At 53.4% G+C, this 14,798-nt stretch carries 14 protein-coding genes; 6 read left to right on the top strand and 8 right to left on the bottom strand.

Annotated features, from left to right (window positions below; translation table 11 throughout):
* The first annotated feature begins 349 nt into the window (after nt 1-349).
* The 3 genes from NYR02_RS14990 to NYR02_RS14980 all read left to right on the top strand — a co-directional run bounded on the left by NYR02_RS14990 (nt 350) and on the right by NYR02_RS14980 (nt 3,383).
* Nucleotides 350-1,531 (top strand): YfaP family protein, encoded by a 1,182-nt coding sequence (locus NYR02_RS14990; RefSeq protein ID WP_260977163.1) that lies wholly within the window; start codon nt 350-352, stop codon nt 1,529-1,531.
* Between the two features lie 84 nt (nt 1,532-1,615).
* A complete protein-coding gene (locus tag NYR02_RS14985; RefSeq protein WP_260977162.1) occupies nt 1,616-2,728 on the top strand; it encodes a polysaccharide deacetylase family protein in 1,113 nt (370 codons plus the stop codon).
* A 28-nt stretch (nt 2,729-2,756) separates the two neighbouring features.
* Nucleotides 2,757-3,383, top strand: a complete 627-nt coding sequence (locus NYR02_RS14980; protein ID WP_260977161.1) for a LysE family translocator — start codon at nt 2,757-2,759, stop codon at nt 3,381-3,383.
* Between the two features lie 364 nt (nt 3,384-3,747).
* On the opposite strand, the gene NYR02_RS14975 is transcribed toward NYR02_RS14980, so the two are convergent.
* The 7 genes from NYR02_RS14975 to NYR02_RS14945 form a co-directional block, all read right to left on the bottom strand.
* Nucleotides 3,748-4,017: a hypothetical protein gene (locus NYR02_RS14975; protein WP_260977160.1), complete on the bottom strand. Its 270-nt coding sequence runs from the start codon at nt 4,015-4,017 to the stop codon at nt 3,748-3,750.
* A 166-nt stretch (nt 4,018-4,183) separates the two neighbouring features.
* Nucleotides 4,184-4,885 (bottom strand): ABC transporter permease, encoded by a 702-nt coding sequence (locus tag NYR02_RS14970; protein WP_260977159.1) that lies wholly within the window; start codon nt 4,883-4,885, stop codon nt 4,184-4,186.
* On the bottom strand, nt 4,882-5,580 hold the full coding sequence (locus tag NYR02_RS14965) for an ABC transporter permease (protein WP_260977158.1): 699 nt from the start codon (nt 5,578-5,580) through the stop codon (nt 4,882-4,884). Before NYR02_RS14965 ends, NYR02_RS14970 begins: the two co-directional genes overlap by 4 nt.
* 57 nt (nt 5,581-5,637) lie before the next feature.
* Nucleotides 5,638-6,384: an ABC transporter substrate-binding protein gene (locus tag NYR02_RS14960; RefSeq protein WP_260977157.1), complete on the bottom strand. Its 747-nt coding sequence runs from the start codon at nt 6,382-6,384 to the stop codon at nt 5,638-5,640.
* A 39-nt stretch (nt 6,385-6,423) separates the two neighbouring features.
* Nucleotides 6,424-7,200 (bottom strand): ABC transporter ATP-binding protein, encoded by a 777-nt coding sequence (locus tag NYR02_RS14955; protein WP_260977156.1) that lies wholly within the window; start codon nt 7,198-7,200, stop codon nt 6,424-6,426.
* A 432-nt stretch (nt 7,201-7,632) separates the two neighbouring features.
* On the bottom strand, nt 7,633-8,589 hold the full coding sequence (locus tag NYR02_RS14950; protein ID WP_260977155.1) for an alpha/beta fold hydrolase: 957 nt from the start codon (nt 8,587-8,589) through the stop codon (nt 7,633-7,635).
* A gap of 70 nt (nt 8,590-8,659) precedes the next feature.
* Complete coding sequence (locus NYR02_RS14945) at nt 8,660-10,117, bottom strand: flavin-containing monooxygenase (RefSeq protein WP_260977154.1); 1,458 nt, start codon at nt 10,115-10,117, stop codon at nt 8,660-8,662.
* A 144-nt stretch (nt 10,118-10,261) separates the two neighbouring features.
* Between NYR02_RS14945 and NYR02_RS14940 the strand changes: the two genes are divergently transcribed.
* The gene (locus NYR02_RS14940; protein WP_260977153.1) at nt 10,262-10,987 is read left to right on the top strand and encodes a TetR/AcrR family transcriptional regulator; all 726 of its coding nucleotides are present in this window, start codon (nt 10,262-10,264) and stop codon (nt 10,985-10,987) included.
* A gap of 22 nt (nt 10,988-11,009) precedes the next feature.
* Here the strand turns inward: NYR02_RS14940 and NYR02_RS14935 are convergent, their stop codons facing one another.
* Nucleotides 11,010-11,768, bottom strand: coding sequence for a Nif3-like dinuclear metal center hexameric protein (locus tag NYR02_RS14935; protein WP_260977152.1), 759 nt, complete (start codon nt 11,766-11,768; stop codon nt 11,010-11,012).
* 139 nt (nt 11,769-11,907) lie between these two features.
* Here NYR02_RS14935 and NYR02_RS14930 point away from each other — a divergent pair, with 139 nt between their 5' ends.
* Together NYR02_RS14930 and NYR02_RS14925 are read left to right on the top strand one after the other, a co-directional pair.
* Nucleotides 11,908-13,086, top strand: a complete 1,179-nt coding sequence (locus tag NYR02_RS14930; RefSeq protein WP_260977151.1) for a trypsin-like peptidase domain-containing protein — start codon at nt 11,908-11,910, stop codon at nt 13,084-13,086.
* A 101-nt stretch (nt 13,087-13,187) separates the two neighbouring features.
* On the top strand, nt 13,188-14,312 hold the full coding sequence (locus tag NYR02_RS14925) for a catalase family protein (protein WP_260977150.1): 1,125 nt from the start codon (nt 13,188-13,190) through the stop codon (nt 14,310-14,312).
* Nucleotides 14,313-14,798 lie beyond the last annotated feature (486 nt).

Genomic DNA, 14,798 nt, shown 5'->3' with positions numbered 1-14,798 from the left:
AAAATGCAGCCCCGCACGGCAGGCTCACTCCGTGAACCCACAGCCTCCGGGACGATGAAAAATTGGCCGGCGATTATAGCAGCAAGCGCCCGCCTGCCCTAGTCCTGCAAGCGCCGGGAGCCGATGGGTTAAAGTCCTCTAAGGCAGCAGCAGAAGCGGACAACCTCACCCGCTCTTCTGTTCTGAGAAAAACTGACTTTCAGCAAGCCGGATTCAGATAGTGTGAACGGGTCCTTATCGTCGAGGTAGTTATTGATAGAGGTTGCAGCTAGAATCTGCGGTCTTCATTCGGCTCAACCCGGAGCGAGCCGAAGTGACTATTTCAGGACAGTTAATAAAGGAAGATCCCATGTTCAAATCCTGCTTACGCCTCAGCAGCCTGCTGCTGGCAACCTCACTGGCTTTGCCTGCTGCCGCACTGGAAGTCAAAGTGCTGAGCGCCGTGGTTAAAGATGAAACCATTGCCGATGCCAAAATCACCTGGCAGCGCAACGGTGAAAGCTCTGTACGTGCCAGCTCTGCCGCCACCGGTGTAGCCACTGCAGCCAGCACTTTGGCTGACGATGCCGACACGACCATGATCATCGACAAGGCCGGTTACTCCACACTGGTTGTGAAGTGCCCGTGTGATGGCTTTACCTACGCCCTGTCACCGGTGATGCAGAACCTCGATGGTCTGCGCGTGGTACTGACCTGGGGCAGCAAGCCATTCGATCTGGACTCTCACCTGACCTACCTCGGCAACCACGTTTACTACGTGAAGAAACAGGGCCGTGATGCCAATCTGGATGTCGATGACACCAACAGTTTCGGGCCGGAAACCATCACCATTGAGCAGAAGCACGACGGCGAGCGCTACGTTTACGCCGTACACGATTACAGCAACCGCGACAGCAAAACGTCTAAAGCGTTAGGCAACAGTAACGCCCGCGTTCAGGTGTATGTTGGCCAGACGCTGATCCGTACTTACAACGTTAAACCGGATCAGACCGCTTCCAGCTGGGTGGTGTTCGGTATTGACGAAAACGGCGCCTTCCATGACGTTGACCAATACCTGAGCCTGAACCGCGATGGTCTGGCCGCTCACCTGTACAGCCTGATCAAAGCCGATTCTTTCGAGAGTCACTCGCTGATCACCGACGCCATCAAAAAAGAAGCCAAGCGCATCAACACCCGTGGCGAGAAACTCTATGGCGAGAAGAAACTGGAAGACGCGATGTACGCTTTTCAGGACGCTGTTAACCTCTACCCAAGCTTTGGCCAGGCCTACAGCAACCTGGGTCTGACCTACCAGAAACTGAACCGTACCGCCGAAGCACTGTGGGCTAACCGCAAAGCGATTGAACTGGCGTCCGGTAAAAATAAAGATCGGGTACAGGCCAGCAGCTACTACAACATTGCCCGTATTTATGAAGCCAGTGGCCGCTGGCAGGATGCACTGGATAACTTCCGCAAAGCCAAGTCGCTGCGCGAGCACAGCGCTTACGATAGCGGCATCAGCCGGATGCAGGAAAAACTGAACCAGCAGTAAGTTAAAACCTGTTAAGACGAACCCCGCGCCAGCGGGGTTTTTTATTCCGCTGATCCAATGTTATTCATCGCAAAAGGACATCCCATGCGTTTTACATTCCCGCTGTTACTGGGCCTGATCATCAGCCCGCTCACTCAGGCCGCAGGTCCCGCTAAAGTCGCCACGCTGGAGCGCAGCCTGTGGCCACAACCGTTAACCAGCGCTGTAGCCTTTGACCGCGCTTCCGCCGCCGAAATTCTGACCTTCGCCCGCTTGCTGGAAGCCACAGCACTGAGCACTGAAGCCGAGATCAAAGCCTTCACCGCCGTCGATAAGCCCGATACTGCCAGCGTGCAGCGCTGGCTGGGGAAAACCCGGCAGCGGCTGCAGGCTAACTATGCACAGGCCTGTGGTCAGTGTGCCGCGTCCGCCAGCTGGGCGGCATTAACCGCCGTCAGCCAACGGCCCGTTACCGACGGTTATCAGGATTGGGCCAAAGCCAGTGAAGCATTCCACTTACGTTACCTGTATGAACAGGTACGTCTGGCGGCATTATTCCCGCGTATTACCAGTGAAATTCACACATTCAATCAGCATGAGGTGGATGGTTTTGAATTGCCCGACCGGCAGTTTCTGCTGAGCTATGATGACGGCCCGGCACCCGACCGCTTAAAGGATGGCGTTAAAGTAAACGGCACTGAGCAGCTGATTAAAGCACTGGAAAGTGCCGGCATGCATGCACAGTTTTTCGCACTGGGCGAACGTATTAAACAGCAGAAAGCGCCGCAGGATTTTTACGCCAGCCAGTGTCTGGGCTCCCATGGCGAAGTGCATAAAAGCCACCAGAAATGGGATGGCTGGGCCGACTCCATCAACACCACACGCACGCGTCTGAATGACTATCAGCCGGGCCCTTACTGGTTCCGCCCGCCTTACGGCCAGCGCAGCGAAGTGCTGACCGCTGCGCTAAAGCAGGCAGGTGAAGGTGTCATGCTGTGGAATATCGACAGCCAGGACTGGAACCGTAAGCTGAAAGATAAAGACGTCGAAGACCGGGTAATAACCCTGATGCTATTGTGGCGTCGCGGTATTATTCTGTACCACGATATTCACCCGCGGGCACTGGCAAACTTAGCGGCACTGCAAACCCTGCAACAGCAAGCCGGACTGAACTGGCGCGACTGCCGCAGCCTGCAGCCAACCGCCACAAACCTCTGACAATGCAATAACCGGCAGGAATACAATTTTGGACAGCGGACTCTACCTGATTTTTCTGGCAACCACGGTTATGTTAATCATGGTGCCCGGCCCTTCTGCCATCACCGCAGCCAGTCAGGGTGCCAGCCAGCCGCAAGGCAAAGCCTTTTTTGGCGTGCTGGGTATCGCCTGTGCTGATGTGTTGTATTTTTCGCTGTCCGCTACCGGTATCGCCTCGTTAATTATTGCCTCGGCCACACTGTTCGCTTTGATTAAATGGGTTGGTGTAGCCTACCTGCTGTACCTGGGGCTGAGTGCCATATTCAGCAACGCCGGGCCCATTAATCTCAGCCGTGAGCAAAAGACGAGCAGACCCGGCAAGCTGTTTTATCAGGGATTAATCGTACAGCTAGCCAACCCCAAGGCACTGCTCTATTTTTCTGCTCTGCTGCCGCAGTTTATTGATCCGGCGGAACCTGTGCTGCTGCAGCTGTTGATTATGGGGGCTTCCTGCCTGCTCGCCGACCTGCTGGTGTACAGTGCATTCAGCTATATGGGCAATCATCTGGCGCGCAAGCAACTCAAAGCCTGGGTGGTTAATGCGATTAATAAAACCGCAGGTTTAACCCTGATTGCGACCGGAATCAGAATCGCGATGATGGAAGTTAAGAATTAATCGCTCCCGGATGGCGAAGATAAAAAAACCTGCCACAGCCACTGCTGTCCCACAGTTTGGAGTGACATTGTGTCACTCCAAACGGCAGCATTCATCGACTACTGTTTTTCAACCTGAAACGCCTTTCCGGGGCAAGCCCCTGGCCCCCTGCAAGGAGAGGTATCTCCTTACGATCCTCTCTTTTTGGCGCGTCCGGCTTCATCCAGCCAACTGCAATGATTATGCGGCACGCAAAACAATTCGCCCCGGAACGGCGCTTTAAAACAGCAAAAATTTGTATCGTTCCGGGGCAGGGTTTTGCTCTGAAGGCCACAGAATCATCTGGTTGACTGGCGCCGCACGATCGCCGGTGACAGTAATCCGCTCAGCCGTATTTCATAGGAAACCGTGTTTGAGACATGATATTTAAAAGAATGCGTTTGATTTGAAAAACGGCATTGCGGTGACAGTTTTCTGCGCCTCTGGGGCCGCCGCAGAAACTGCTGATATGCCTGGTCTGTCCGCAGGGATGCGGATAAGTGGCTCCGGCCATGGATGGCCGATGAGGCACGCGGCCAGTAAATATCAAGGTTTCAAGGGTGACGGCCCAGAAAGCGCGAAGCTGGGCCTGTTTTTGCTCCTGCAAAACATGCATTTCCGCCATCCATGGCGGTCAGGTATAAAGCCCGCCGGCAAGAGGATAAGTTCCCCTGGGAGGCAGCAGGCCTTGAAATTAAAAAATGCTGTTTTTGTCAGCTGCGGTGCTGATTAAAAACTGCGGGACAGTAGTGTGCCAAAGCAGGTTTTTTTATGGGTATTTATCAGCCTTCCCGGCTGATGTATTTATGCCGGTTAACCCTTAATTCCATCAAGCGGAATAAGCCGATCAACACAGCGGACATAATCAGGTACATCATGCCGGCGGCGAAGAAAATTTCCAGCGGCGTATAAGTACGGGCAATAATCGTACGCGCCATACCGGTAATATCCAGCAGAGTAATGGTCGAGGCCAGCGCGCTGCTTTTCAGCATTAATAAAAATTCGTTGCTGTAGGCTGGCAGCACAATGCCCAGTGCTCTTGGCAGAATAATACGGCGGATTTTGGTCAGCTGGTTCATGCCCAGCGCATCGGCGACTTCAATTTCGCCATGGGGAATCGCCTGAATTGCACCACGGATTAATTCAGCACTGTAAGCGGAAGTATTCATGGTGAAAGCGATAATGGCGCACCAGTAAGGCTCTTTCAGAATCGGCCAGAGGAAAGAGTCTTTCACCGCATCAAACTGTGAGGCGCCGTAATAAATCAGGAATATCTGTACCAGCAGCGGTGTGCCACGGAAGAAAAAGATATAGCCATAGGCCAGACCTTTGAGTAATGGCTGCGCTGAAGCACGCATGAGTGCCAGAGGCACGGCCATTAATATGCCAAAAATACCGGATAAACCCACCAGCTCTAATGTCAGCCAGGCACCTTCCAGCAGGCGCGGGGAATAATCCCAGATTACAGACCAATCCCAGTTCATGCCCGTCGCCCACGCAGTTCAGGTTTACTCAGACGCTCAAGAATTTCGGTCACCAGCGTCGCCAACAGGGTCAGCGCCAGATACAGAATGGCGGCTGCCAGATAAAAATCAAAAGGATGTTTGGTGGCCGCCGAGCCCACGCTGGCCTGGCGCATTAATTCATTCAAACCAATCACCGAGACCAGTGCGGTATCTTTCAGTAACACCTGAAATAAGTTGCCCAGTCCGGGAATCGCCAGACGCCATACCTGCGGAAAAATAATGCGGAAAAAGGTCTGCCCGCGACTCATCCCCATCGACTGTGCCGACTCCCACTGCCCCTTGGGTACTTCCAGCATCGCCATGCGGAATACTTCCGTGGCGTAAGCACCAAAGGCAATGGCTAAGGCCGCAACACCAGCGGCAAAAGCGCCTACTTCGATGTATTCGTCATAACCAAAAAAACTGGCCGCCCACATCAGCAGCTGAGCGCCGCCGTAATACAGGGTTAAAACCAGCAATAATTCCGGTACGCCACGCACCAGTGTGGTGTACAGCGTGGCCGGAATACGCAAAAACGGCGAAGGCGACAATTTAGCCGCCGCCCCCAGCAGGCCGATAACCAGTCCGATGGCTAAGCTGGCAAGGGCCAGCTGAATGGTCATCAGCGCTCCGCTGAGTAACAGATGGCCGAAGCCCTGTAAATCCATCAGCATGCAGCGCTATCCTGGTGTTTGTTATCGTTCATCGACTGACCTCTGAGCCGTTTCCGCTCAGTAAATATCAAACGGGAAATATTTAGCGTTAATTTCTTTGTAAGTGCCGTTGGCAACGATGGCATCCAGCGCTTTATTCAGACGCTCCTGCAATTTGTCGCCCTTACGCACGGCGATACCGATTTGATCGTCGATATCCAGATCAGCGCCCTTGAATTCAAAGTTCGCGCCGTCTTTGCTTTGCAGCCAGTCATAGGCCGGGAATTTATCCGACAGGATGGCGTCGATACGACCAGCGGCCAGATCGAGGTAAGCGTTATCCTGAGTGTCGTACAGTTTCACGCTGACCACGTCGCTGTATTTATCTTCCAGTGTCTGACCGGAGATCGTCGCGCGCTGAGCACCAACGCTCAGGCCTTTCAGACCGGCCATGCTGGTATCCAGTGTTTTACCTTTGGCAGCCACAAAGGCCAGGCTGTTGGTGTAGTATTTATTGGTAAAATTCACCACACGCAGACGTTCTTTGGTGATCGACATGGAGGCAATAATGGCATCGTATTTACGTGCCATCAGACCCGGAATAATACCGTCCCAATCCTGCGCCACGATGTCACATTCCACGTTCATTTCTGCACACAGGGCTTTGGCGATATCAATATCAAAGCCGACCAGATTACCGCTGGCATCAATCATATTAAAAGGCGCATAAGCACCTTCGGAGGCAATGCGGATTTTTTCAGCGGATGCGAACGGCGACAGCAAGACACTGGCAGCCAGACACAGGGTGGCAACGAATTTTTGCATGGTATTAATCCTCAGCAATAGATAATAAGCAGACCGGAATCAGGCCTGATGGCTCGCCATAAAATCGCGCACGCGCTGGGATTCGGGATGGTCGAATACCTTTTCCGGCGAGCCTGTTTCTTCAATCTGTCCCTGATGCAGGAAGACCACGGTGCTGGACACTTCACGCGCAAAGCGCATTTCGTGGGTTACGATCAGCATGGTCCGGCCTTCTTCCGCCAGCTCCCGCATAACCGCCAACACCTCATTCACCAGTTCAGGGTCCAGAGCAGATGTCGGCTCGTCAAACAGCAATACCTGCGGATCCATCGCCAGCGTGCGGGCAATCGCTACGCGCTGTTGTTGCCCACCGGAAAGATGTCCCGGATAAGCGTCCTGTTTGTCGGCCAGACCGACTTTGCGCAGCAATTCCTGTGCCCGTGCCACGGCTACATCGCGCGGTATTTTCAAAACGTGTACCGGCGCTTCAATCAGGTTCTGCAGAATGGTCATGTGTGGCCAGAGATTAAACTGCTGAAACACAAACCCTAAGCGCGAACGCAAACGCTCCAGCTGGCGTTTGTTCTGTGCTTTCAGTTCGCCGTTTTTATCCGGAATCAGAGCCAGCTGTTCATCACCGATAATGATTTCGCCCTGATTCGGACGTTCCAGCAGATTAATGCAACGCAACAGCGTGCTTTTGCCGGATCCACTGGAGCCGAGAATGGAGATCACGTCGCCCTTCTGCGCTGTCAGGCTGACGCCTTTCAGTACTTCAAGGTTACCGTAAGATTTGTGGATGTTGATCAGCTCAAGAGCAGCGTTAGAGTTATTCATATAAAGGGCTTGGCGCGCACAGACGGACAAGGGCGCGAACATTACACATTGGCAGGATGATGACAACCGTCACGCAAGGTTAGCGCCAATTTCTGACCGGAAAGTCCACTTTGAGTCATTAATTGGTGCAAAAACGAACAACAAAGGCGGTGCAGGTTCGCCAATTCATTGAGCTTGCATATTGTCTGACGGTCAGACCAATCAAGCGCATTCAGGCCCTCCGGCAGCACACCGCAGCCGATGCTGAGCGCACCGATTTGCTGCAAAGCGGTCCATTAACGGGCTACTCCACGCACAATAACGGTGCCTCTGTTCGGGCAGAATCACAAAGCAAAAAAAACGCCCCGCAGGATAACCCTGCGGGGCGTTTTGTATTCGGCAACGCATGCGTTTATACCCTGCGTTGTGTGTCCGCCCAACGCTGCCTGCGGTTTACTCCGCCGCCACCTGAGCCGGAAGCTGTTGCAGGAAATCCTGGTACAGACCTGCCGCTTCGGACGCCACTTCTACCATCGGCATATGACCGACACCGTTAAAGATATGGGTCTTCAGCTGAGGAACACCAGCCTCCCACACGGAGACCGAACTGACGTGCAGCAGGCGGTCTTTATCTCCCCACCAGAGCATGGCGGGTGCTTTCAGGTCGGCCAGTTTTTCTTCGAGATAATCGCTGGAATGAAAATCGGTAAAGATTTTTTCCAGTTCGGCGCGGCGCTCGATGTATTTATCCGACATCGCTTCCAGCACCATGCCCGGCAGGAACGGCGGCTGAGCCATGGTCATGGCATAAAAGCTGTCGAATTCAGCGCGGTTATGAATCAGGAACGGGTTGTGGCCAGCGCTCAGCATTTTCATCATATCGCTTGGCTGCGGCGACATCACGCCTGCCGGATCAACCATGGTGGCTGACAACGTACGCTCAGGGTAAGCAATGGCGAAGGTGGCGGTTAAAAAACCGCCCATCGAGTTACCGATAACATGTGCCTGAGCGATATCCAGTTTATCCAGCAACGCCGCCAGACGTTTAGCCTGAGCCGGCATGCTGTAATCCCAGCTGGCATCAAAACCGGTATCACCGTGACCGGCCATATCCGGAATAATTACCTGATAATCATCAACAAAGTGTTTGGCAAAACGCGGCCATACGTCTTTATCGGCGCTGTAACCGTGCAGCATGACAATGGCGGGCTTGCCCGGATTATTATTGCTGTACAACGCCAGTTCCATATCGCCGATATCCACCGCGCTTTGCTCAAAACCATAAGCAGAGGCTTCAAGATCCGTCACATTGGCATACAACCAGTGTCCGACACGACCATAAGCACCGTTAACCATACCCACCACCAGGGCCAGCACCAACGGCAGAATTAACAGACTGATTTTTTTCATAACCTTACCTTGTTCATTTTATTGTTATCGCGTTTTTATACCTGCTGCGCTGAGCGCTTAACAGGTTCGATCAGGCAAAGTCGTGATCTTTGGCGCGGAAATTTTTTGTCCAGCGGCGGAAGGTAAAGCTGAAGCCGGGGAACATCGCAATCACCTTACCGCTTTTGCTCTTATACCAACTGTTACAGCCACCCTGCTGCCAGACGGTTTTAGCCATTTCATCATGAATATGACGGGTATAGCTGTCTTCGGCACTGGCTTTTACTTCAATCAGGTTTTTCTGCCGGCGGCCGACTTCTTCGATGGCTTTCATGATGTAGTTCATCTGCGCTTCGATAATAAAAATCGCCGAAGTATGACCAATACCGGTATTCGGGCCGGTAACAATAAACAGATTAGGAAAGCCCGGTGCAGACGTCCCCAGATAGGCGCGCGGAAAATCCGCCCAGACATCCGCCAGCGTTTGCTGATTGCGGCCAATCACCGGATAGGAAATCACACCATCGGTGGCGTCATAACCGGTGGAATAAATAATCAGATCCAGATCGACCTGATCGCCATGACTGGTTTTAATGCCGCTTTCGTTGATTTCAGCAATGCCATCGGTTTTATCGTGCAGGGTCACGTTGTCACGGCAATAAGCCGGATACAGTGTGTCGGATAAAATCACGCGTTTGCAGCCGATGGTAAAATCCGGCGTAACCTTCTGCTGCAAAACCGGATCTTTAATCTGCTTTTTAATATGCGCGCGGGCTTTACGACCAGCCAATAAATCCAGCATCAGGGAAGAATATTTAAAACCGATTACGCGGCTTTCCAGTCCCCAGTAAATCGCCTCACGCAGTGCCCGGTAAATACCACGGTTACGCAGCAACTTACGCTGCCAGTTTTTAAACACATAATCGGGACGTGGCAACACCCAGTGCGGCGTGCGCTGGAAAATATGCAGCTGGCCGACATCCGCTGCAATCGCCGGGATAATCTGTGCGGCACTGGCACCGCTGCCGATAATCGCGACCCGTTTACCTTTGTAGTCGTAATCGTGGTCCCAGTTATTGGTGTGAAAAGCTTGCCCTTTAAAGCTGTCGCGGCCTTTAAACTGCGGAATCACCGGCGTACTTAATGGTCCGGAGGCGTTAATAACAAAGCGGCCTTTGAGTACGCCTTTGCCATCAACATGCACATGCCAGCGCTGATCAGCTTCGTGCCATTCTATTTTTTCAACATTGGCATGGGTCAGGGTCTTTTCCCGCAGGCTGTGTTTATCAATCACATGATTCGTGTACTGCTGCAGTTCGTGCTGTTCGGCAAACATCTGCGACCAGTCGTAAGGCTCAGATTCAATGGAGTACAGCGGCGACTGCACATCCACCGCCGCACCGGGATAGGTATTCTGTGCCCAGGTGCCCCCCATAAACTCACGCCGCTCAAGAATAATAAAATCGTCGATGCCACGTTTTTTTAAATTGATTGCCGCGCACTGACCACCAAAGCCACTGCCAATAATGATCACACCATGACTGGACATACAGAACCTCTCTGCACGGACTGCGCCGGCAATTTTATTGTTATATGAAGATCGCCCGGCCATCTGACGACATTTGTCCTCACTTTACTTCTGAGGACGCATGTCGTCAAATAGCGAAACCAGTTATTTCCGGACAATTTTCCGATGGGAAAAGCCACAACTGCCAACAGCCCCCAAGCGGCAGCCGCGCCGACTGCGGCAACAGCAACAAAAACGGCTGCAACATCGTCAACAACTGCAGGCCGGGTTTATGCTGGCCAAAGCCAGCAGCAGCGCAAAGCCCAGCGGCGTCAGCAGTTTCTGCAGGCCGGGCTTGAGGTGTTCGGCACCGAAGGTTTCCGCAATGCCACCGTACGTGGTCTGTGCAGACAAGCGCAACTGACCGACCGCTACTTTTACAGTGAATTCGGTAATCTCGAAGGCCTGCTGCAGGCGGTGTATGGCCAGTGCATGGATGGCATCAAGCAGCAGCTGTTTAACGCCTTCTCTCAGGCGCAGCCCGGCGGGCAGATTGAAACGCTGGCGCAACAGGGGCTGGCCGCGTTTTTTGCTGCGATGCAGGATGCCCGTGTTGCCCGGGTCTGCATACTCGAACTGGAAGGCGTCAGTCCGGAAACCGACCGCTTCTATCACGGTTATATGCAGGATTTTGCCAACATGGTGATGACGCTGGCGCGTACCGTTCACCCCCACTGGCAACTCAGTGATGAAGAATATGCTCTGTTGGGTACGGGGTTTATCGGCGCTATGCGTCAGGTCACGACTTATTGGTTACAGAGCGGCTGCCGCGCCTCGCAACAGACGCTGGTCAGCACCGGTATGCGCATGATTATGGGGTTGGTGCGGCAACTGGAAGCTGAACAGACATAACCCGCTATTTACCGTTTACGCCTCACACCGGGTTGTCGATATCGACGAACTCCACATTCAATCCAAACTCATCCGCCAGATATTCACCCAGTGCTTTTGCGCCGTAACGCTCGGTCGCATGATGACCAGCACTGAAAAAATGGGTTCCGGTTTCACGCGCCAGATGCACCGCCGGTTCATTGATTTCACCGGTTAAATAGGCATCGACACCGGCATTCACCGCCACCTGCAAATACCCCTGCGCGCCGCCGGTGCACCAGCCAATGGTTTCGATGGTGTCGGTTTCTTCACCAATATGCAGCGCTTCGCGCTGCAGACATTCACCCAGCCAGGCGCAGAATTCTTTACCACTCATCGGCCGCGGCAGACGGCCGATATGACCCGGGATACTGGGATCTTCTTCGCTCAGCGGGCCATCAATCTGCAGGCCGAGAACATCGGCCAGCTGTACGTTATTGCCATACACCGGATGGCTGTCGAGGGGCAGGTGATAGGCAATCAGGTTGATATCATTTACCAGCAACGCTTTCAGGCGCTCACGCTTAATGCCGGTGATGCGCTCGTCTTCGCCTTTCCAGAAATATCCATGGTGCACCAGAATCGTATCGGCACCGCGTTCAATGGCGGCGTCGATAAGCGCCTGACTGGCCGTCACGCCGGTGACGATATGGCTGATCTGTTCACGCCCGGAAACCTGCAGGCCATTGGGGCAGTAATCGCGGAAACGGGCACTTTGTAAGAGTGAGTCAAGGTGCTTCAGTAACTGACGACGCTCAACCATGATAGGGGCCTCATTTATATTCTGATAAAATGCCGGATTATATTTTCTGATGGCTTGGGGCACCTCTGAATAATTCAGAAGTGCCCCCAGTTTATGGGTTACGGGGGATTCACAGCAAATGCGTTCTGCTCAGTTCATTGTGAATACATTGGTCATACCGATTCTGGTAGGTTTGGTTGTCGCGTTTTCTGTGTTGCTTTGGGCACCAGAGCTGGTTACGCCTGCGACGCCTAAAGCACCGGCCATCACTTACGCACCACTGGCCGGCATCGGGCCGATGCCCGAACAGCGCAACGAACCCGGCAGCAATGCTGCCGGTCAGGCCGGGCCGGTCAGCTATGCCGATGCGGTCGACCGCGCGGCACCAGCGGTGGTGAATATTTTTACCCGCAAACTGGTACGGCGCAAAACCCATCCGCTGTTTGATGATCCGTTTTTTCAGCGTTTTTTTCGCACCAATCCAGAGCCCAGCGAGCGCATGCAATCCAGCCTCGGTTCTGGCGTGATTATGTCGCCAGACGGCTATGTACTGACCAACAACCATGTTATCCACGGTGCCGACCAGATTGTGGTGGCCCTGCACGATGGCCGTGAAGTTAATGCCACCGTGGTCGGCACCGACCCGGAAGCGGACCTCGCCGTGCTGAAAATAGAGTTGGAAAACCTGCCACAGATTCAGGTCGCCCACGATAGCCAACTGCGCATCGGTGATGTGGTATTGGCCATCGGTAACCCCTTTGGCGTGGGTCAGACCGTAACCCTAGGCATTGTCTCTGCCACCGGCCGCAACCAGCTGGGGCTTAATACTTATGAAGACTATATTCAGACCGATGCAGCCATTAATCCCGGCAATTCCGGTGGTGCCTTAATCAATGCTTACGGTGAGCTGGTCGGCTTAAATACCGCCATCTTCTCCAAATCCGGCGGTAGCCAGGGCATCGGCTTCGCCATTCCCGCCGAAGTCGCCAGCCGTACCCTCACCGATATAGCCACCCACGGCGCAACCATAAGAGGCTGGCTGGGCATCGAAGTGCAGGAATCCACGCCGCAGCTACTCACCGCCCTCAGCCTGCCACAGGCGTTAACCGGCCTGATCGTCACCGGGATTTATCCGGATGGCCCCGCCGATCAGGCCAAGCTTGCCGTTGGCGATATTCTGGTAAAAATTAATGCTCAGGATGCCGCCAATGCCCGCAGTGCCATGAACCAGATTGCCGCACTGCGACCCGGTGATGGTATCGATCTGGAATTTATCCGCGCCGGACAAAAAATGCAGACCCATGCCACCGCCGGCCAGCGTAAAGCGCACCAGCAATAATCTCTGCAAAAAGTGCGGCCGCCCCCATGATCACGCATAGGCAGCCGCAGGGTTAGCCGGTACACTGGCGTCTGCCATTCTGACGATAAAAGGAACTTATCATGCGAGCCATCGCACCCGGCGTACGCCGCTCTTCTGCCCTGCTGCTGGGCTGTGCTTTATTCACCCTCAGCGCCTGCACCAAAACCCCGGATCTGCCTTTAGGCCAGGAACTGCCGGTTAAAGGTGAAGAAGTATTATTCAAAGACATCAGCACCCTGCTGACTGACCACCTGAAAGAACAATACGCCGACGAAAATATACTGCGCGACACCCATCCGAAAGATAACGGCTGCATCCGCGGTAATTTTGTGGTGAATGAACAGATCGACGAACGCTACCGTCATGGCATATTCCAGCCATCAGCCAGCTACCCGTTATGGATGCGCTTCTCCAACTCGGTCGAAGAAATAACCAGCGATAAAGAAAAAGACTTCCGTGGCCTGGCAGTAAAACTGACTCAGGTTGAAGGCAACCGCCTGCCGTTACCCGGCGACGAGCAACACACTCAGGATTTTTTATTCCTCGGTCACGATGCTTTTTTTGCCGCCAACCCACAGCAGTTTTTCGATTTCTTTGATGCCAACTTTAACGGCAAGCGACTGGGCTTTTTACTCACCCATCCACGCGGTGCCTGGAATATTCTGCGCGGTGCCAAGGTGTACAATAATCCGCTCAACGTTAAGTGGAACAGCGTTACACCTTATGCGCTGGGCCTGCCATTGGAAGGCAGTGACGGCGTAAAAACCTACTCAACCGTTGTCCGCTATGGCCTGCGTACCTGCTCCGATAATCCGGGCCAGATGACCGACTCCGATGATTATCTGGCCGAAAACCTCGCCGAACAACTGAGCAAAGGCAGCGCCTGTCTCGACTTTTTAATTCAGCTGCAAAAAGACCCTAAAGATAACCCGACTGAAAACGCCCTGATCAGCTGGGACGAAGATAGCTCAGCGTTTATTCCACTGGCGCGGATTAATATTCCACCACAGAGCTTTACTTCGGAAGCGCAAAAACAATTCTGCGAAAACATCTCCTTTAACCCGTGGCACAGCCTGGAAGAACACCGCCCTATTGGCGGCATTAACCGCGCCCGTCAGGTCGTCATGAAAGATATTTCCGATTTCCGTTTACAGGCCAATGGTGTTGAACGCTTTGAGCCGACCGGGCATGAGGTGTTTGAATAACACAAGTAAGTGCGAAGCATAAAAAAACGGGTGTTAAAGCCCACTACTGTCCCACAGTTTGGAGTGACATTGTGTCACTCCAAACTGCAGCATTCATCGACTACTGTTCTTCAATCTGAAACGCCTTTCCGGGGCAAGCCCCTGGCCCAATGCAAGGAGAGGTATCTCCTTACGATCCTCTCTTTTCGGCGCGTCCGGCTTCATCCAGCCAACGGCAATGATTATGCGGCACGCAAAACAATTCGCCCCGGAACGAGGCTTTAAAACACCCATAATTTGTATCGTTCCGGGGCAGGGTTTTGCTCTGAAGGCCGCAGAATCATCTGGTTGTCTGGCGCCGCACGATCGCCGGTTTTAGCGATCCGCTCAGCCGTATTCCAGAGGAAACAACGTTTGAGACATGAAATTTCAGTTCAGCTACTTGCTCTGAAAAGCAGCAGCACGGTGACGGTTTTCTGCGCCTCTGGGGCCGCCGCCGAAACCGCA

The sequence above is a fragment of the Thalassolituus pacificus genome, assembly GCF_025318105.1.
GTDB lineage: Bacteria > Pseudomonadota > Gammaproteobacteria > Pseudomonadales > Oceanobacteraceae > Venatoribacter > Venatoribacter pacificus.
Note: the sequence above shows the minus strand (reverse complement) of the source record. Positions and strands in the feature narration are given on the sequence as shown.

Coding starts and splice junctions, on each gene's coding strand:
- NYR02_RS14965 (WP_260977158.1), bottom strand. CDS start 5,580: ATGCTGATGGATTTACAGGGCTTCGGCCATCTGTTACTCAGCGGAGCG.
- NYR02_RS14960 (WP_260977157.1), bottom strand. CDS start 6,384: ATGCAAAAATTCGTTGCCACCCTGTGTCTGGCTGCCAGTGTCTTGCTG.
- NYR02_RS14990 (WP_260977163.1), top strand. CDS start 350: ATGTTCAAATCCTGCTTACGCCTCAGCAGCCTGCTGCTGGCAACCTCA.
- NYR02_RS14925 (WP_260977150.1), top strand. CDS start 13,188: ATGCGAGCCATCGCACCCGGCGTACGCCGCTCTTCTGCCCTGCTGCTG.
- NYR02_RS14975 (WP_260977160.1), bottom strand. CDS start 4,017: ATGCATGTTTTGCAGGAGCAAAAACAGGCCCAGCTTCGCGCTTTCTGG.
- NYR02_RS14955 (WP_260977156.1), bottom strand. CDS start 7,200: ATGAATAACTCTAACGCTGCTCTTGAGCTGATCAACATCCACAAATCT.
- NYR02_RS14985 (WP_260977162.1), top strand. CDS start 1,616: ATGCGTTTTACATTCCCGCTGTTACTGGGCCTGATCATCAGCCCGCTC.
- NYR02_RS14940 (WP_260977153.1), top strand. CDS start 10,262: ATGGGAAAAGCCACAACTGCCAACAGCCCCCAAGCGGCAGCCGCGCCG.
- NYR02_RS14935 (WP_260977152.1), bottom strand. CDS start 11,768: ATGGTTGAGCGTCGTCAGTTACTGAAGCACCTTGACTCACTCTTACAA.
- NYR02_RS14945 (WP_260977154.1), bottom strand. CDS start 10,117: ATGTCCAGTCATGGTGTGATCATTATTGGCAGTGGCTTTGGTGGTCAG.
- NYR02_RS14950 (WP_260977155.1), bottom strand. CDS start 8,589: ATGAAAAAAATCAGTCTGTTAATTCTGCCGTTGGTGCTGGCCCTGGTG.
- NYR02_RS14970 (WP_260977159.1), bottom strand. CDS start 4,885: ATGAACTGGGATTGGTCTGTAATCTGGGATTATTCCCCGCGCCTGCTG.